Source organism: Burkholderia sp. BCC1985 (assembly GCF_905339915.1).
GTDB lineage: Bacteria > Pseudomonadota > Gammaproteobacteria > Burkholderiales > Burkholderiaceae > Burkholderia.
Window position 1 is genome coordinate 82,136 of record NZ_CAJPGY010000022.1, and the last position, 16,546, is coordinate 98,681.

Consider the following 16,546-nt stretch of genomic DNA (forward strand, 5'->3'; position numbering starts at 1 on the left):
GCGCGCTAAACTCGGGTTCCCGGCGGTGCCGGGCGTGCGCTGCAGGCGCCGTTACCGGCCGAATACGACCAACAGAGAGACACCCATGAAGCTTTACAGCTATTTCCGCAGTTCCGCGTCGTACCGCGTGCGGATCGCCCTGAACCTGAAGCAGCTGCCGTTCGACACGGTCCCCGTGCACATGCTGCGCGACGGCGGCGAGCAACTGAAGGACGCGTATCGCGCGGTGAATCCGGATGCCGTCGTGCCGACGCTGATCGACGGCGATGCCACGCTGCAGCAATCGCTCGCGATCATCGAATATCTCGAGGAAACGCATCCCGAACCCGCGCTGCTGCCGAAGGCGCCGGTCGACCGCGCGTATGTGCGGGCGATCGCGCTGCAGGTCGCGTGCGAGATCCATCCGCTGAACAACCTGCGCGTGCTGAAATACCTGAAGCACACGCTGAAGGTGCCGGAGGAAGCGAAGAACGAATGGTACCGGCACTGGATCGAGGCGGGTTTCGCGTCGCTCGAGACGCGCCTCGCGAACGATCCGCGCACCGGCAAGCTGTGCTTCGGCGACACGCCGACGCTCGCCGATATCTGCATCGTGCCGCAGGTGTTCAACGCGAACCGTTTCTCGATCGACACGACGCGCTTTCCGACGATCCAGCGGATCGCCGATCATGCGTCGACGCTCGATGCGTTCAAGGCCGCCGAGCCTGGCGTGCAGCCCGACGCCGAATGAGGGCGAATGACGCCGCGGAGCCGCAGGCTTCCGGCCGCGCATGAAAAAAGGGCGCCCGGAGGCGCCCCGTGCGATGCGGGCCGGCGGCGTTCAGCCGAGCAGCGCGTCCGCGAATTCCACTGCGTTGAACGGCTGCAGGTCCTCGACCTTCTCGCCGACGCCGATGAAGTAGACGGGCACCGGGCGCTGCCGCGCGATCGCGGCGAGGATCCCGCCCTTGGCGGTGCCGTCGAGCTTCGTGACGATCAGGCCCGTGAGGCCGAGCGCATCGTCGAAGGCCTTCACCTGCGTGAGCGCGTTCTGGCCCGTGTTCGCGTCGATCACGAGCAGCACCTCGTGCGGCGCGCCGTCGTGCGCCTTCGAGATCACGCGCTTCACCTTCTTCAGCTCTTCCATCAGGTGCAGCTGCGTCGGCAGGCGGCCGGCCGTGTCGGCCATCATCACGTCGATCTTGCGGGCGCGCGCGGCGCTGACCGCGTCGAAGATCACCGCGGCCGGGTCGCCGCTTTCCTGCTGGACGACCGTCACGTTGTTGCGCTCGCCCCAGACCGCCAGCTGTTCGCGCGCGGCCGCGCGGAACGTGTCGCCCGCGGCCAGCAGCACCGACTGGTCGAAGCTCTGCAGGTGCTTCGCGAGCTTGCCGATGCTGGTGGTCTTGCCCGCGCCGTTCACGCCCGTGATCATCATCACGAGCGGTTGCGCGCGACCGAGCATCAGCGACTTCTCGAGCGGCGTCAGCAGTTCGACGAGCAGGTCGTGCAGCGCGCCCTTCACCTGCTGCGGATCGGTCAGCCGGCCCGCGCGCACCTTCTCGCGCAGCGCGCCGAGCAGGTACTCGGTCGCGTCGACGCCGGCGTCGGACATCAGCAGCGCGGCTTCGAGCTCCTCGTACAGATCCTCGTCGATCTTCGTGTTGACGAACACGCCGGTGATGCTCGAGCCCGTCTTCGCGAGCCCCGACTTCAGGCGCGCGAGCCACGACTTCTTCGCGGACGCGTCCTGCGTCGGCGGCGGCACGATCTCGACCGCTTCGACGACTTCGTCGCTGCCGTCGTTGGTCGGCGTGACCGTCATCACGACGGCCGGCGCGGCCTGTCGCGGCTGCGCGGGCGCTTGCGGTGCTTCGACCGCCCGGCGGGGCTCGGGGGCGGGCGCGGGCGCGTCGGACGGCTCGTCCGGTTGCGGCGCGTCGGCTGATTGCGATTCCGCGGAGTCGGGCTCCTGCGTTTTCTTGAATCGTTTGAAGAAGCTGAACATGGTCTGACGTCGGGAAGAGGGCGGGGCGCCGCCAGGGCGGAGCGCCGGAGAGGCCGTCGCGCGTGCGCACGGCGGCCGAAACCGTGCATTTTATCAGTGCGGCGAGGCACTCGCGTCAGTCGGTGCCGCCGCTGTGGTAACGTGCGCCTGTTTGGCGGTGCGCCCGCGTGCGCACCCGTTCCCTCCGTTGTCGATATTCCGTATGTCCCGTTCCTCTTCCGGCCGCCCGGCGGCCCCCGCCGGCCGTGGCAAGCCGCACACGATCCGCATCATCGGCGGTGACTGGAAACGCACGCCGCTCGCCGTGCTCGATCTCGACGGCCTGCGGCCGACGCCCGATCGCGTGCGCGAGACCCTGTTCAACTGGCTCGGCCAGGATCTCGAAGGCCGGCGCTGCCTCGACCTGTTCGCGGGCACCGGCGCGCTCGGCTTCGAGGCCGCGTCGCGCGGCGCGACGAGCGTCGTGATGGTCGAGCGCCACCCGCGCGCGGCGCAGCAGCTGCGCACGATCAAGGACAAGCTCGGCGCACGCTCGGTCGAGGTCGCGGAAGCCGACGCGCTGCGGCTCGCGGCCGGGCTGACCCCGGGCGCGTTCGACGTCGTGTTCCTCGATCCGCCGTTCGGCGAGCCGGCCGTGCTCGATCGCGCGATCGCGCTGGCGGCGCCGCTCGTCTCGCCGGATGGCGCGCTGTACGTCGAAACGGGGGCGGAGCTCGACCCGGCCGCGCACGACGCACTGGCCGGCTGGCAGGTGGTGAAGCACGGCAAGGCCGGTGCGGTTCACTATCATTTGCTGCGGCGCGAAAATGATGAATAATGCGCGTTCCATACGAGGCGGCGCGCGGCAAAGGCGACGCATGCCCATCTCGGCAGTGGCGTGCGCGTCGCACGGCTGCCACCCCGTTTGCGTGATGACAGGAGGAGCGACATGGTAGTCGCCGTGTATCCCGGTACGTTCGATCCGCTGACGCGCGGGCACGAAGACCTCGTGCGGCGTGCGTCGAGCATTTTTGATACGCTGGTGGTGGGTGTCGCCGACAGCCGCGCGAAGAAGCCGTTCTTCTCGCTCGAAGAACGTCTGACGATTGCGAACGAGGTGCTCGGTCATTATCCGAACGTGAAGGTCATGAGTTTCACGGGCCTGCTGAAGGATTTCGTCCGCATCAACAACGCGCGCGTGATCGTGCGCGGCCTGCGTGCCGTGTCCGATTTCGAATACGAGTTCCAGATGGCGGGGATGAACCGCTATCTGTTGCCCGACGTCGAGACGATGTTCATGACGCCGTCCGATCAGTACCAGTTCATCTCGGGGACGATCGTGCGCGAAATCGCGCAGTTGGGCGGCGATGTCAGCAAGTTCGTGTTCCCGTCCGTCGAGAAGTGGCTGACCGAGAAAGTCACTGCGATGGGAGGCCCGGCCGCGTGACGCGGCGCCGGCCGGTTTCGTCGTGAAGCCGGCCGCCGGCCTGAAGAAGTGAGATCAGTATGTCTTTGATGATTACCGACGAGTGCATCAATTGCGACGTGTGCGAGCCCGAGTGCCCGAACGGCGCGATTTCGATGGGCCCGGATATCTACGTGATCGACCCGAACAAGTGCACCGAGTGCGTCGGCCATTTCGACGAGCCGCAGTGCCAGCAGGTGTGTCCGGTCGAATGCATTCCGCGCGATCCGCAGCACGACGAATCGCACGCGCAGTTGATGGCGAAGTATCACGCGTTGACCGCCGCGAAGGGCGACGACGCGCAGTGACGCGCTGGTGACGTCGCGCGCGTCACGACGTCACGATTTCCTTGGCCGGCGCCGTTCGGCGCCGGTTCCGTTTCAGCTTCCGCTACGTTTTTCAGCCGATCAGCTCGCGCAATGCCGCGACGAGCGCGTCGCATTCGGCGTCGGTGCCGACGGTGATGCGCAAGTGCTGGTCGATGCGCGGTGCCCGGAAGTGCCGCACGAAAATTTCCCGATCCTTCAGCTGTGCCGCGATCGTCCCCGCATCGTGCGCGGGATGGCGCGCGAACACGAAGTTCGCGGCCGACGGCACGACCTCGAAACCGAGCGCCTCGAGCGCGTGCGTGAGCCGCGTGCGGCTGTCGATCACGCGCCGGCAGGTCGCGCCGAAATAGTCGGTATCTTCGTATGCCGCCTGCGCCGCGGCCTGCGCGAGCCGGTCGAGCGGATAGGAATTGAAGCTGTCCTTCACGCGGTTCAGTGCGTCGATCAACCCGGCATCGCCAAACGCGAAGCCGACGCGCATGCCCGCGAGCGAGCGCGCCTTCGACGTCGTGTGCACGACGAGCAGGTTCGGATGGCGGTCGATCAGCGTGATCGCGGATTGCGCGCCGAAATCGACATACGCCTCGTCGATCAGCACGACCGACGACGGGTTCGCGGCCGCGATCCGCTCGATGTCCGCGAGCGGCAGCGCGCGCCCGGTCGGCGCGTTCGGGTTCGGGAACAGCACGCCGCCTGCGTCGTCGAGATAGTCTTCGACCCGGATCGAGAAGTCGTCCGCGAGCGGCACGATCGAAGTTTCTACGCCATACAGGCGCGCGTAGGTCGGGTAGAAGCTGTACGAGATGTCGGGAAAGCGCAGCGGCCGGTCATGCTTGAGCAGGGCCTGGAATGCGTGCGCGAGCACTTCGTCGGAGCCGTTGCCGACGAAGACCTGCTCGGGCTTGATGCGGTGATGGGCCGCGACCGTCTCGCGCAGTGCGCGCGCGAGCGGATCGGGATAGCGGCGCAGCGTGTCGCCGGTATCGCCGAGTTCGCGTGCGATCGCCGCGACGACGCGCGGCGAAGGCGGATAGGGATTCTCGTTGGTGTTCAGCTTGACGGGGTGTGCGAGCGCGGGCTGTTCGCCCGGCACGTAAGGCACGAGTTGCTGAACGACGTCGCTCCAGTAACGGCTCACCGCTTGGCTCCTGACGGGCAAAAGCGACCAGATTACCGCATGTGGGCGTTGCAGTGCGCAATTGCGCGGCAGGGCGGCGCTGGCCGGCGCAACCGGCGGCACATTGCACCGCACCGGTGCAGCGCGGGTTCAGTTGCGATGCAGCTGCATCGTCGCGCGGTCGAGTTCGCCCTTGACGACCATCGGCATCACGGCGAGCGCGCGTTCGATCGATGCGTCGATCACGTCCTGTTCCTCGCGGCGCGGCGGCTTCAGCACGAAGTTCGCGACGTCGGGTTTCGCGCCGGCGCGCGCGCCTTCCGGAATCAGGTCGCGCGGATGGCCGATGCCGATGCGCAGGCGCCAGTACTGTTGCGACGACAGATGCGCGGAGATGTCCTTCAGGCCGTTGTGGCCGCCGCTGCCGCCGCCGAGCTTCAGCTTCACGGTGCCGGGCGGCAGATCGAGTTCGTCGTGGGCGACGAGGATCTGGTCGGGCAGGATCTTGAAGAAATTCGCGAGCGCGACGACCGACTGGCCGGAGCGGTTCATGTAGGTTTGCGGCTCGAGCAGGTGGACTTCTTCGCCGTGCAGGCGCGCTTTTGCGTAGAAGCCGTGAAAGCGGCGCTCGTCGCGCAGCGTCGTGCCGGCTTCGCGGGCGAGCTGGTCGATCAGCCAGAAGCCGGCGTTGTGGCGCGTCGCGGTGTATTCCGCCCCGGGATTGCCGAGGCCGACGATCAGTTTGATCATGACGTTTCGTAGGCGGCAGCGCCCGCCTGGGCGCAGAAAAAGAAAAACCCGCCGGGCAAGCCGCGGCGGGTTGCATCGACCGTTTCGCGAAACGGATCGAATGGCGCGTGGGCAGCCGCTTAGGCAGCCGGCGTTTCGCCTTCGCCTGCTGCGTCCGACACGGCACCAGCCGGGACCGTCGCCGATGCGACAACCGGGTTTTCCGCGTCGACGTGCGCGACCAGCGTCACGCCCTTCGGCAGTGCGATGTCCTTCGCGTGCAGCGACTGACCTGCTTCGATCTTCGACAGATCGACTTCGAGGAATTCCGGCAGAGCCGACGGCAGGCACTCGACTTCGATTTCCGTCGCGACGTGCGAGACGATTGCGCTCGACAGCTTCACTGCCGGGCTGACTTCAGCGTTCAGGAAGTGCAGCGGCACCTTCGTGTGCAGCTTCTTCTTCGCGTCGACGCGCTGGAAGTCCACGTGCAGCACGAGTTGCTTGAACGGGTGGTATTGCACGTCGCGCAGCAGAACCTGTTGCGACTGGCCAGCGACTTCCAGGTCGAGGATCGACGAGTGGAAGGCTTCCTTCTTCAGGGCGTGCCACAGCGCGTTGTGATCCAGTTCGATCTTTTGCGGGGCTGCTTCGCCACCGTAGACGATACCCGTGGTCTTACCGGCGTTGCGCAGGCGGCGGCTCGCACCCGTACCTTGCTGTTGGCGCTCGAAAGCGACGACTTTCATGTGATTCTCCATTTGCTGCCCGCGACCAGGCAGTAAAACGGGGCCGGCGAAATGGCGGCCCCCGATGAAACGGACGGGGTTTCGTCTATCCCGTCCGATTGTGCAAAAAGCGAAGCGTTGCCGCTTCGCTTTCTGCGCATGCTATATCGTGTCGTTCCGCGATCAGGATTCGGCGAACAGCGACATCACCGAGTCGCCGCGGCGAATCCGCGAGAACGTTTCTGCCAGCAGGCTCGCGCTCGTCAGCGAGCGGATCTTCGAGCAGGACAGCGATTCGGCCGACAGCGGGATCGTATCGGTGACGACCAGCTCGTCGAGTGCCGATGCGGCGATACGCTCGGCGGCGCCACCCGACAGAACCGGGTGCGTCGCGTACGCGAACACCTGCTTCGCACCGCGATCCTTCAGCACTTGCGCGGCCTTGCAGAGCGTGCCGGCCGTATCGACCATGTCGTCCATGATCACGCAGGTGCGGCCTTCGACTTCACCGATGATGTTCATCACTTCGGCGACGTTCGCCTTCGGGCGACGCTTGTCGATGATCGCGAGATCGCAGTTGAGTTGCTTCGCGAGTGCCCGGGCGCGGACCACGCCGCCGACGTCCGGCGACACGACGAGCAGATCCGAGTAGTTCTGCTTGCGCAGGTCACCCAGCAGGATCGGCGTTGCGTAGATGTTGTCGACCGGGATGTCGAAGAAGCCTTGAATCTGGTCGGCGTGCAGATCCATCGTGATGATCCGCTCGACGCCGGCGATTTCCAGCATGTTCGCGACGATCTTCGCCGAGATCGCGACGCGCGCCGAACGCGGGCGGCGGTCCTGGCGGGCATAGCCGAAGTAGGGGATGGCAGCGGTGATCCGGCCGGCGGATGCGCGCTTGAGCGCATCGACCATGATCATCAGTTCCATCAGGTTGTCGTTGGCCGGCGCGCACGTGGATTGCAGGACGAAGACGTCCTTGCCGCGCACGTTTTCCTGGATCTCGACCTGGATCTCACCGTCGGAGAAACGGCTGACCATTGCTTTGCCGAGGGGGATTCCAAGGATATTGACGACTTCCTGGGCGAGCGCGGGATTCGCGTTGCCAGTAAAGACCATCAAGCCATCATGGCTGTGGCTGCTCATCGTGCACCTGCTTCAGGCTTAGGCGGGAAATGCGGGAAAATTTTTGGCAGGGGAGGAAGGACTCGAACCCTCGCATGCCGGAATCAAAATCCGGTGCCTTGACCAACTTGGCGACTCCCCTACACTCAACTGATAACTTCACCGGACTTGTAGGCCATCCGGCAAAGCAAAACTTCATGACGCGAAAGCGAAGAGCGGATGCTCGTTCAGGCTCTCGGCAACTGCACCGTTCCAACCGGTGGGCAGCTTGGCTTGCGCCGCTTCTGCCTCGTGCTTGCTGTGAAACGCTGCAAACACGCTTGCTCCGGAGCCGGTCATCCTCGCGGGGGTCACATTATACGACCATTTGACCACCTGCGCAACTTCCGCGTACTTACTTGTCACAACTTGCTGCATATCGTTCCGGCCGAAGCTGTCTGGCCATCCCGCATCGCGGTTTTGCTGTGCAAGAAAGTCTGTAATTGTGACTCGCTTTGTATCTCTTGTCAACAACTCATCTGAAAAAATTTCAGCGGTGGGGACATGAACTCGCGGCGTCACAACCAAAAACCAGCGAGTCGGCAATTCTACCTCAGCTAATTCTTCTCCGATACCCTCTGCGAACGCATTTTTTCCAAAAACAAAAAACGGAACATCGGCACCGAGTTTCACCGCGAGCGACTGCAGTTCCGCGCGCGGCAGGTTCAGTTGCCACAGGCGATTCAGCGCGAGCAGCGTCGTTGCCGCATCCGAGCTGCCGCCGCCGAGGCCCGCGCCCATCGGCAGGCGCTTGTCGATCTCGATGTCGACGCCGGCCGCGGTGCCCGTGTGCGTTTTCAGCAGGTTGGCCGCGCGCACGACGAGATCGCTTTCCTCGGGCACGCCCGGCACGTCGGTGACGCGTGCAACGCGACCGTCGTCGCGCAGCGTGAAATGCAGCGTGTCGCCCCAGTTCAGCAGCTGGAACACGCTCTGCAGATCGTGATAGCCGTTGGGGCGGCGGCCGGTGATGTGCAGGAACAGGTTGAGTTTCGCGGGCGCAAGGCAGTTGCGCAGCGAGCGGATCGAATCGGTCATGCGTATGTCGGGGCTAGGTTCACGTGCTTACTGGTCGAGCACGAGCTTGATGTCGAGCGGCGGCGTCGCGCGCACGAGGTTGACGCGTTTGACGCCCGTGGCCGGTGCGTCCGCGTAGGCGAGATAGTCGATCGTCCAGCCGTCCTGGCGGATCTGCTTGACGTGCGTCGTGTCGGCCGGGTCGCGCACCGTCTGCGCGGGCGTCGCGGGCGCGGGCGTCGGCAGCAGCCAGTAGCGCAGGCCCGCCAGCGGCAGCGAGAAGCCGAGCGTGTTCTGCATCAGCTCGCCGACGTCCGTCGCGTATTGCGGCTGACGGTTCGGCAGTTCGAGCGACGCGGCCTGCGGTGTCGATTTCACGACCGCGAGCGTCTGGCCGAGCGGGCTGCGCAGCTCCAGCGACACGTCGTCGCCGTACTCCTGCCAGTCGAAGTTGCCGTACACGTTCTGCGGTCGGCCGAGGCGATCGTTGTACTGCACCGCGAAACGGCCGTGGTACGCGTGCGTCGCGGCCGTCTGCAGCACCGCGCCCGCCGGCGCATTCGCCGACGGCGGCGTGCTCGCGCAGCCGGCGAGCGCAAGCGCGGCGCCGGCCGCGGCCAGCGTGCGCAGCGCGCGGGAAGACAGGGAAAGCATCGGGAACATTCGCATCAGAGGCCGTTGATCTGCAGGCGCTTGAGCGTCTGCACGAGCGTGTCGTTGTCGGGCTCGAGCTTCTGCGCGGCACGCCACGCGGTGCGCGCGTCGTCCTGCGCGCCGCTCTTCCACAGCACTTCGCCGAGGTGCGCGCCGATTTCGGCGTTCGGCTGCAGCTCGTACGCGCGCCGCAGCACCTTCGCCGCGCCGGCCGCGTCGCCCATCCGGTACTTCACCCAGCCGAGGCTGTCCATGATGTACGCGTCGTTCGGCGCGAGCGACAGCGCCTTGTCGATCAGCTTGCTGGCTTCGGGCAGGCGCTGGTTGCGATCGGCCAGCGAATAGCCGAGCGCGTTGTACGCCTGCGGGTTGTCGGGCTGCGTGCGCATCAGCTCGCGCAACTGCTTTTCCATTGCCGCGTAGTGGCCCGTCTTCTCGGCTGCCATCGCGTAGTCGTAGCGCAGGTCGGGATCGTCCGGGAAGTCCTGGACCGCCTGCGCGAGTCGCGCCTCGGCTTCCGGATAGCGCTTCGCGGTAAACAGGATCGACGCGTCGGTGCGTGCGACCACGGCCGCATCGCGCGGATCGCTGATCGGCAGGTCGTCGAGCACCTTGCGGGCCTCGTCGGTCTTGCCCTGTTTCTGCAGGAGCTGCGCGCGCGTGATCTGCGCGGGCAGGTAGTGCTGGCTCGTCTGGTCGACCTTGTCGAGCCATTGCGACGCCTGCGCGTCATTGCCCTGTTCGATCGAGATCTGCGCGAGGTAGATGTAGCCCTGGCCGACGTCGAGGTTCGGCTGCTTGTTGCCGAGCTGCACGTACTGCTTCAGGTACGCGTTCGCGTCGTCGAGTTTCTTCTGCTGGATCTTGATCAGCGCGAGCGCCATCAGCGGCGTCGGGTCCTTCGCGTCGAGCTTGCGCATCGTCTCGAACTGCTTCTGCGCGTCGTCGAGGCGGTCGTCGGCGAGGTAGAGCTGCGACAGTGCGAGGCGCGCATCGCGCGACTTCGGATTCTGCTGAACATATTTCTCGAACGACGTGATGCCGGCCGCGCGCTCGGCAGGCCCCATCTGCGACAGCATCAGCGCCGCCGGCAGATAGTCGGGGCGGATCTGCAGCGCCTGCTTCAGCGACTGCGCGGCGCCTTCCTTGTCGTCGACCGCGAGCTGCTGCCGCGCGATCGCGAGCTGCGCCTCGGGACGGTTCATGTCGTTCTTCAGCATGTCCTTCAGCACCGCGAGGCCGCCGACGCGGTCCGCGCCGCGCACCAGCAGCGCCTGCAGCGCGAGGATCGCGGGGCCGCGCGTTTCGCCGGTCGCGCGGGCCAGTTCGCGCGCGAGCATCGGCTGCGCGTCGGCCGGCTTGCCGGCGAGCACCAGCAGCGCGGCGTCGACTTGCGATGCGCGGTTCGAATCCGGTGCGTACTGGCGCCAGAGATTGGCGGCGGACAGCGCGTCGGCCGGGCTTTGCGCGCCGAGCGCGATCTCGGTCGCACGCTGCGCCATGCGCGGATCGCGCGTGTCGCGGGCGAGCGCGAGGTAGGTCTGGTAGGCCGGCGCCGGCTGGTTGCGCTGAAGCGCGACTTCGGCGGCCAGTACCTGGTAGACGATCTGGCTCGTCAGCGGGACGCCCGGGAGATTCTTCTGCTCGTCCGGCATCACGTGCTCGAACGCGCCCTGCGGCTCCGCGTCGTCCGATGCCGGATCCTGCGCGTGAGCCGGGAAGGCGGTGAGGGTCCAGGCGGCGAACAGCGCGGCGCCGAGCGCACGGCGGACCGGGAAGGCACGCACGCCGCGCTCGGCGGCGGGGCGCTTCAGAAGCAGCTTCGAGGGCAGGGTCATGGAAATCCGTTCGATGTTTCAACCGATTGTAACGCGCTCGCTACAATACACGCACGATCGTGAATCCAGTTTCGGACCCGTAGAACATGCCAGAGTTGCCAGAAGTCGAAGTCACGCGCCGGGGCATCGAGCCCTTTGTCGCGGGCCGCCGCGTCGAGCGTGTCGACGTCCGTACCGCGATGCTGCGCTGGCCCGTGCCGGCGGGGCTCGCCGAGCAGTTGCGCGCGCGCGAGGTGCTCGCCGTCGAGCGTCGCGGCAAGTATCTGCTGTTCGAGGTCGACGCAGGCTGGTTCATCGTCCATCTCGGGATGACGGGCACGCTGCGTGTGCTGCCCGCGGCCGGCGTGCCGGTGGCCGCGAAACACGACCACATCGACTGGATCTTCGACGAATTCGTGCTGCGGTTCCGCGATCCGCGCCGTTTCGGCGCCGTGCTATGGCACCCGCGCGAAGCCGGCGACGTGCATGCGCATCCGCTGCTCGCGAGCCTCGGCGTCGAGCCGTTCTCGCCGGCGTTCACCGGCGCGCTGCTGCACGCACGCACGCGCGGCCGCACGGTGTCGGTCAAGCAGGCGCTGCTCGCGGGCGACATGGTCGTCGGCGTCGGCAACATCTATGCGTCGGAGAGCCTGTTTCGCGCGGGCATCCGGCCGACGACCGCCGCCGGCAAGGTGTCGCTGCCGCGCTATGAGCGGCTGGCCGACGCGGTGCGCGCGACGCTCGCCGACGCGATCGAGCGCGGCGGCAGTACGCTGCGCGATTTCGTCGGCAGCAACGGCGAAAGCGGCTATTTCCAGCTCGACTGCTTCGTCTACGACCGTGCGGGGCTGCCTTGCCGCGTCTGCGGCACGCCGATCCGCCAGATCGTGCAGGGTCAGCGTTCGACCTATTACTGCCCGACCTGCCAGCGTTGAGCCCCGCGTTGCAACCTTTTTCCGAAGATTCGAACACTTGAAGCCGCCCCGCATCGCCCCCGCTCCGTTCCCAGTCACGCCGCTGCATCGCACGTTCGCCACGCGCCTGATCGCCTGGCAGCGCGAGCACGGCCGCCACGACCTGCCGTGGCAGAACACCCGCGATCCCTACTGGATCTGGCTGTCGGAAATCATGCTGCAGCAGACGCAGGTCTCGACCGTCGTCCCGTATTACACGCGCTTTCTCGAGCGTTTTCCCGACGTCGCCGCGCTCGCGGCCGCGCCGTCCGACGACGTGATGGCGCTGTGGGCCGGGCTCGGCTACTACTCGCGCGCGCGCAATCTGCACCGCTGCGCGCAGGTCGTCGTCGCCGAGCATGGCGGCGTATTCCCGTCGACGCCGGAAGCGCTCGCTGAACTGCCCGGCATCGGCCGTTCGACAGCCGCGGCGATCGCGTCGTTCGCATATGGTGCACGCGCGACGATCCTCGACGGCAACGTGAAGCGCGTGCTGGCGCGCGTGTTCGGCGTCGAGGGCTTTCCGGGCGAGAAGCGCGTCGAGAACGACATGTGGGCGCTGGCCGAATCGCTGCTGCCGGATGCCGCGAACGCGGCCGACGTGAGTGCCTATACGCAGGGGCTGATGGATCTCGGCGCGACGCTGTGCGTGCGCGGCAAGCCGGATTGCGCGCGCTGCCCGTTCGCGGGCGACTGCGTTGCGCAATCGACGGGCCGCCAGCGCGAACTGCCGGCCGCGCGGCCGAAGAAGGCCGTGCCGACGCGCAAGACCTGGATGCTCGTGCTGCGCGACGGCGACGCCGTGCTGCTCGAACGGCGTCCGCCGGCCGGCATCTGGGGCGGCCTGTGGTGCCTTCCGCAGGCGGACGGCGATGCGGCGCTCGCGGAACTCGCACGTGGCTTCGGCGGCGGCGGCCCGGTGCCGCTCGCGCCGTTCACGCACACGTTCACGCATTTCCGGCTCGAGATCGAGCCGCGGCTGAGCGACATGACCAGCGGCGGGCTGCCGCTCGCGCACGCACAGGATGCTGAGACGGCGTGGGTGCCGCTCGCCGGGCTCGATGCGTACGGCGTGCCGGCGCCCGTGCGCAAGCTGCTCGATGCGCTGAGCGGGCCGCTGCTGTAACGAAGGGGAAGGGGCGCGGGGCGTGCCTACGGAAGTGCCGGGCCGATGCGGTCGGCTCGCCCGCAGGATGATCCGCCCGGCGACGCCGGTGCGACGCGGCTGGCCGGCCGCGCCTTACAGCCAGCCGTGCCGGTCGAGCACGTGGTGCACGGCGTCGATCCGCGCGCCGACATCCGGAAACTCCATCAGCTTCTGCCGTGCGCGCAGGTCGAGCGGCAGCAGTTCCGCGAGGCGGTTCGACACCCAGCTCGGGTCGTCGAGGCGGAACGGTTCGCCGAACGGCATCTTGTCCGGTTCGGACTTCTTCAGCGCTTCGATGATGCGCTCGAGCACCTCGGCGCACGAGCCGAATTGTGCGAGCGCCTGTTCGCCTTCGAGCGGGATGTCGTCGGGCAGCGGCTCCGCGATCCCGACCAGCAGCCCGTTGCTTTCGACGCGATACGACAGCAACTCGAATCGCTGCGTGCCGACCGCCTGCAGGTACAGCATCCCGAATTCGCCGGTGTCGCACTCGGTGATGCGTGCCATGCAGCCGATCGTCTCGGGCACCGACACGGCGCCGTCCTGCGCGACTTCGGGCCCGCTCTTCAGGAGGCACACGCCGAACGGTGCGTCGTCGCGCAGGCACGCGCGCGACATGTCGAGATAGCGCGCCTCGAATACCTTGAGCGGCAGCAAGCCACCGGGGAACAGCACCGTATGCAGCGGAAACAGCGGCAGGTCGATCAGGGTGGTCGATAGAGTGGACATGGCGCGCCGGCGAGAGGGCGGTGTCGCTAAGGTCGTTCGACCTCGGTGACGAGCCGCGACGACGCGTCGACATCCACCGGCGCGTCACGATGCCGCACGATCACGTTCGCATCGTGCACGAGGCGCGCGGCGAGCGTTTCCGCGATGAACACCGAGCGATGCTGACCGCCCGTGCAGCCGATGGCGACGGTCAGGTAGCTGCGGTTGTCTTCACGAAAGTGCGGCAGCCATTTCATCAGGAACGCATGGATGTCGTCGATCATCTGGTGGACGATCGGCAGTGCGTCGAGAAAGGCGATGACCGGCTGGTCCAGCCCGGTGAGCGGGCGCAGCTCATGGTCGTAGTACGGGTTGGGCAGCGCGCGCACGTCGAACATCAGGTCGGCATCGAGCGGCACGCCGCGCTTGAAGCCGAATGACTCGAACATCACCATCAGGTCGTTGTTCTTCTGCTCGATGAAGCGCTTGACCCACGTGCGCAGCACGTTCGCGCGCAGCGTGCTCGTATCGATCTGGTGGCCGAATTCGGCGAGCGGCGCGACCAGCTCGCGTTCGCGCTCGATCGCTTCCTCGAGCGACGACAGCAGCCCGACGTTCGCGTCGTGCGACGGCGAGCCGGACAGCGGGTGGCGCCGGCGCGTTTCGGAGAAGCGCTGGATCAGCGCCTGCGTGCTTGCGTTGAGGAACAGCACGCGGACATCGTGCTCGAGCGACAGCGAGCGGATCAGGCCGGGCATTTCGTCCAGCGATGCGCTCGAACGCGCATCGATCGCGACCGCGAGCCGGTGCTGGCCGCCGTCGGCCAGGTAGCGGGCGAGTTCGGGGAGCACGTGCGGCGGCAGGTTGTCGACGCAGTAGTAGCCTGCGTCTTCGAGCGCGTTCAGCGCGACGGACTTGCCTGAGCCGGAGATGCCGGTGATGAGGACGATGCGCATGGGAAGCAGAGAATCCTGACGTTTCATCATAGCACCGGCTCGACGCGTCGGCGCTGCGAGGCCGGCGCGGGGCGGTTACACGAGCTTGCCGGGGAACTGGCTGTCGGGATCCTGCATCGCGAGTCGTTGCCGATCCATGAAATCGCGCAACGTGTCGATGCCGCGCAACTGCAGGATCGTGTTCCGCACGGCCGCCTCGACCAGCACCGCGAGGTTGCGGCCGGCCGCGACCTGGATCGTGACCTTGCTGATCGGCAAACCGAGCACGTCGACCGTCTGGCTTTCCAGCGGCAGCCGCTGGAATTCGCCGTCCGGGCGGCGCACGAGCTGGACGATCAGCTTCAGCTTCATTTTCCGGCGCACCGCGGTTTCGCCGAAGATCGTCTTGATGTCGAGCAGGCCGAGGCCGCGCACTTCGAGCAGGTTCTGCAGCAGCGGCGGGCAGCGGCCTTCGACGAAATCGGGGCCAAGTCGGACGAAGTCGACGGCGTCGTCGGCGACGAGGCCGTGGCCGCGGCTGATGAGTTCGAGGCCGAGTTCGCTCTTGCCGAGCCCGGAGTCGCCGGTGAGCAGCACGCCCATTCCGAGGATGTCGAGGAACACGCCGTGCAGTGTCGCGCGCGGCGCGAGGATGCGCGACATGTAGAGCCGCAGGCTGTCGATCACGGCGGCGGCCGACATCGGCGTCGTGAACAGCGGCGTGGACGAGCGCGTGCAGCGCAGCACGAGCTCGGGCGGCGCGGCGGCGCCGCCGGCGACGACGAGGAACGGCGGTTCGAGCGCGATCAGCTCGGCCATGTGGCGCGAACGGTCTTCGTCGGTCTGCCGCTGGTAGTAGTCGATTTCGGCTTCGCCGAGCACCTGGATCCGGTTCGGGTGGATCAGGTTCAGGTGGCCGACGAGGTCGGCGCTCGACGTGGCGTTGCCGACGGTGTCGGCCGAAAAACCGCGCTCCCAGCCTTCATGCCCCGTCAGCCAGCTCAGCTTCAGCGTGGCCGCGTTGTCGTCGAAGATGCTCTGGGCGTTGATGCTGGACGTATCCATGACTCTCGTCACTCCAATGAGCCGGTGCATGCGCGCGGCGACGGGCGTCGCCATGCCGGACCGGCGCCGGGCGGCCCTGGTCGGCGGCGTGTGCCGCCTCGTTCGGGAAAATAATCCGCCCGGATCAACTCAAGGTTGCCACTGAGTGAGCAGGCGATGCAACTCGGCGAGATCCGTTTCGTTGTGCAGACGCTCTCGCGCGTCGCGATCGGACAGCAGTTGCGCGATTTCCGACAGGATCTCGAGGTGCTGCTGGGTGGCTTGCTCGGGGACGAGCAGGAAAATCAGGAGACCGACCGGCTGGCCGTCGGGCGCTTCGAACGGGATCGCGTCGGCGAGCCGCACGAAGGCGGCGAGCGGATGCTTGAGCCCCTTGATGCGCCCGTGCGGAATCGCGACGCCTTCGCCGAGCCCGGTCGAGCCGAGGCGCTCGCGCGCGAACAGGTTGTCCGTGACGGTGCTGCGGGCGATGCCGTTCTGATTCTCGAACATCAGCCCGGCTTGTTCGAAGACGCGTTTCTTGCTGGTGACGGAGAGGTCGATGACGACGTTCTCTATGGGCAGGATTTTGGCTAGGCGATTCATGTTGGCAGGCGATTGGGCGGCCTGGGGTCTCCTTGCGGCGGCAGACTGATTTTCCATGTTCGGCGATATCAAGGCGTTCGGCATCGGAAACCTGCACGACAGCTACCGCACCCAACGCCCCCCGGCGATAACCGGAACATTATAGAGCACAGCCGCGTGCGTGGCGC

18 protein-coding genes and 1 tRNA gene are annotated in these 16,546 nt (G+C 66.8%); 6 read left to right on the plus strand and 13 right to left on the minus strand.

Annotated features, from left to right (window positions below; genetic code table 11):
• Positions 1–85 precede the first annotated feature (85 nt).
• Positions 86–730, plus strand: coding sequence for a maleylacetoacetate isomerase (maiA, locus tag U4Z31_RS22680; RefSeq protein WP_257773578.1), 645 nt, complete (start codon positions 86–88; stop codon positions 728–730).
• A 90-nt stretch (positions 731–820) separates the two neighbouring features.
• Here maiA and ftsY read toward each other — a convergent pair whose 3' ends face one another.
• Complete coding sequence (gene ftsY, locus U4Z31_RS22685; protein WP_124486514.1) at positions 821–1,987, minus strand: signal recognition particle-docking protein FtsY; 1,167 nt, start codon at positions 1,985–1,987, stop codon at positions 821–823.
• Between the two features lie 202 nt (positions 1,988–2,189).
• Between ftsY and rsmD the strand changes: the two genes are divergently transcribed.
• From rsmD to U4Z31_RS22700, 3 genes are all read left to right on the plus strand, one after another.
• The gene (gene rsmD, locus U4Z31_RS22690) at positions 2,190–2,804 is read left to right on the plus strand and encodes a 16S rRNA (guanine(966)-N(2))-methyltransferase RsmD (RefSeq protein WP_044847477.1); all 615 of its coding nucleotides are present in this window, start codon (positions 2,190–2,192) and stop codon (positions 2,802–2,804) included.
• A gap of 111 nt (positions 2,805–2,915) precedes the next feature.
• Complete coding sequence (gene coaD / locus U4Z31_RS22695; protein WP_044847476.1) at positions 2,916–3,413, plus strand: pantetheine-phosphate adenylyltransferase; 498 nt, start codon at positions 2,916–2,918, stop codon at positions 3,411–3,413.
• Between the two features lie 59 nt (positions 3,414–3,472).
• Positions 3,473–3,739, plus strand: coding sequence for a YfhL family 4Fe-4S dicluster ferredoxin (locus tag U4Z31_RS22700; protein ID WP_044847475.1), 267 nt, complete (start codon positions 3,473–3,475; stop codon positions 3,737–3,739).
• A gap of 91 nt (positions 3,740–3,830) precedes the next feature.
• Here U4Z31_RS22700 and hisC read toward each other — a convergent pair whose 3' ends face one another.
• The 8 genes from hisC to U4Z31_RS22740 all read right to left on the minus strand — a co-directional run bounded on the left by hisC (position 3,831) and on the right by U4Z31_RS22740 (position 11,007).
• Entirely contained in the window at positions 3,831–4,898 is a 1,068-nt protein-coding gene (gene hisC, locus U4Z31_RS22705) for a histidinol-phosphate transaminase (RefSeq protein ID WP_321811423.1), read from the minus strand.
• Between the two features lie 129 nt (positions 4,899–5,027).
• Positions 5,028–5,627, minus strand: coding sequence for an aminoacyl-tRNA hydrolase (pth, locus tag U4Z31_RS22710; RefSeq protein WP_044847473.1), 600 nt, complete (start codon positions 5,625–5,627; stop codon positions 5,028–5,030).
• Positions 5,628–5,746: 119 nt separating this feature from the next.
• Positions 5,747–6,355, minus strand: coding sequence for a 50S ribosomal protein L25/general stress protein Ctc (locus U4Z31_RS22715; RefSeq protein WP_044847489.1), 609 nt, complete (start codon positions 6,353–6,355; stop codon positions 5,747–5,749).
• Between the two features lie 162 nt (positions 6,356–6,517).
• Complete coding sequence (locus tag U4Z31_RS22720; protein ID WP_044847472.1) at positions 6,518–7,480, minus strand: ribose-phosphate pyrophosphokinase; 963 nt, start codon at positions 7,478–7,480, stop codon at positions 6,518–6,520.
• Positions 7,481–7,524: 44 nt separating this feature from the next.
• Positions 7,525–7,601: transfer RNA gene (locus U4Z31_RS22725), tRNA-Gln, on the minus strand.
• 53 nt (positions 7,602–7,654) lie between these two features.
• Positions 7,655–8,536 carry a 4-(cytidine 5'-diphospho)-2-C-methyl-D-erythritol kinase gene (ispE, locus tag U4Z31_RS22730; RefSeq protein ID WP_321811424.1) on the minus strand — a complete coding sequence of 294 codons (882 nt, stop codon included), beginning with the start codon at positions 8,534–8,536 and terminating at the stop codon, positions 7,655–7,657.
• Between the two features lie 27 nt (positions 8,537–8,563).
• A complete protein-coding gene (gene lolB, locus U4Z31_RS22735) occupies positions 8,564–9,184 on the minus strand; it encodes a lipoprotein insertase outer membrane protein LolB (protein WP_124894136.1) in 621 nt (206 codons plus the stop codon).
• The gene (locus U4Z31_RS22740; RefSeq protein ID WP_321811425.1) at positions 9,184–11,007 is read right to left on the minus strand and encodes a tetratricopeptide repeat protein; all 1,824 of its coding nucleotides are present in this window, start codon (positions 11,005–11,007) and stop codon (positions 9,184–9,186) included. The genes lolB and U4Z31_RS22740 overlap by 1 nt, the downstream gene beginning before the upstream one ends.
• Before the next feature lie 86 nt (positions 11,008–11,093).
• On the opposite strand from U4Z31_RS22740, the gene mutM reads away from it, so the two are divergent.
• Together mutM and mutY are read left to right on the plus strand one after the other, a co-directional pair.
• A complete protein-coding gene (gene mutM / locus U4Z31_RS22745) occupies positions 11,094–11,921 on the plus strand; it encodes a bifunctional DNA-formamidopyrimidine glycosylase/DNA-(apurinic or apyrimidinic site) lyase (protein ID WP_044847468.1) in 828 nt (275 codons plus the stop codon).
• A gap of 37 nt (positions 11,922–11,958) precedes the next feature.
• Positions 11,959–13,065, plus strand: a complete 1,107-nt coding sequence (mutY, locus tag U4Z31_RS22750; protein WP_321811426.1) for an A/G-specific adenine glycosylase — start codon at positions 11,959–11,961, stop codon at positions 13,063–13,065.
• 114 nt (positions 13,066–13,179) lie between these two features.
• On the opposite strand, the gene U4Z31_RS22755 is transcribed toward mutY, so the two are convergent.
• The 4 genes from U4Z31_RS22755 to U4Z31_RS22770 form a co-directional block, all read right to left on the minus strand.
• Positions 13,180–13,815, minus strand: coding sequence for an LON peptidase substrate-binding domain-containing protein (locus tag U4Z31_RS22755; protein ID WP_321811427.1), 636 nt, complete (start codon positions 13,813–13,815; stop codon positions 13,180–13,182).
• Positions 13,816–13,841: 26 nt separating this feature from the next.
• A complete protein-coding gene (gene rapZ, locus U4Z31_RS22760) occupies positions 13,842–14,750 on the minus strand; it encodes an RNase adapter RapZ (RefSeq protein WP_044847465.1) in 909 nt (302 codons plus the stop codon).
• 75 nt (positions 14,751–14,825) lie between these two features.
• Positions 14,826–15,794: an HPr(Ser) kinase/phosphatase gene (hprK, locus tag U4Z31_RS22765; protein WP_006483133.1), complete on the minus strand. Its 969-nt coding sequence runs from the start codon at positions 15,792–15,794 to the stop codon at positions 14,826–14,828.
• Between the two features lie 129 nt (positions 15,795–15,923).
• Entirely contained in the window at positions 15,924–16,463 is a 540-nt protein-coding gene (locus U4Z31_RS22770) for a PTS sugar transporter subunit IIA (protein WP_044847464.1), read from the minus strand.
• Between the last annotated feature and the right edge of the window lie 83 nt (positions 16,464–16,546).

Coding starts and splice junctions, on each gene's coding strand:
- maiA (WP_257773578.1), top strand. CDS start 86: ATGAAGCTTTACAGCTATTTCCGCAGTTCCGCGTCGTACCGCGTGCGG.
- ftsY (WP_124486514.1), bottom strand. CDS start 1,987: ATGTTCAGCTTCTTCAAACGATTCAAGAAAACGCAGGAGCCCGACTCC.
- rsmD (WP_044847477.1), top strand. CDS start 2,190: ATGTCCCGTTCCTCTTCCGGCCGCCCGGCGGCCCCCGCCGGCCGTGGC.
- coaD (WP_044847476.1), top strand. CDS start 2,916: ATGGTAGTCGCCGTGTATCCCGGTACGTTCGATCCGCTGACGCGCGGG.
- U4Z31_RS22700 (WP_044847475.1), top strand. CDS start 3,473: ATGTCTTTGATGATTACCGACGAGTGCATCAATTGCGACGTGTGCGAG.
- pth (WP_044847473.1), bottom strand. CDS start 5,627: ATGATCAAACTGATCGTCGGCCTCGGCAATCCCGGGGCGGAATACACC.
- U4Z31_RS22715 (WP_044847489.1), bottom strand. CDS start 6,355: ATGAAAGTCGTCGCTTTCGAGCGCCAACAGCAAGGTACGGGTGCGAGC.
- U4Z31_RS22720 (WP_044847472.1), bottom strand. CDS start 7,480: ATGAGCAGCCACAGCCATGATGGCTTGATGGTCTTTACTGGCAACGCG.
- ispE (WP_321811424.1), bottom strand. CDS start 8,536: ATGACCGATTCGATCCGCTCGCTGCGCAACTGCCTTGCGCCCGCGAAA.
- lolB (WP_124894136.1), bottom strand. CDS start 9,184: ATGCGAATGTTCCCGATGCTTTCCCTGTCTTCCCGCGCGCTGCGCACG.
- U4Z31_RS22740 (WP_321811425.1), bottom strand. CDS start 11,007: ATGACCCTGCCCTCGAAGCTGCTTCTGAAGCGCCCCGCCGCCGAGCGC.
- mutM (WP_044847468.1), top strand. CDS start 11,094: ATGCCAGAGTTGCCAGAAGTCGAAGTCACGCGCCGGGGCATCGAGCCC.
- U4Z31_RS22755 (WP_321811427.1), bottom strand. CDS start 13,815: ATGTCCACTCTATCGACCACCCTGATCGACCTGCCGCTGTTTCCGCTG.
- rapZ (WP_044847465.1), bottom strand. CDS start 14,750: ATGCGCATCGTCCTCATCACCGGCATCTCCGGCTCAGGCAAGTCCGTC.
- hprK (WP_006483133.1), bottom strand. CDS start 15,794: ATGGATACGTCCAGCATCAACGCCCAGAGCATCTTCGACGACAACGCG.
- U4Z31_RS22770 (WP_044847464.1), bottom strand. CDS start 16,463: ATGCCGAACGCCTTGATATCGCCGAACATGGAAAATCAGTCTGCCGCC.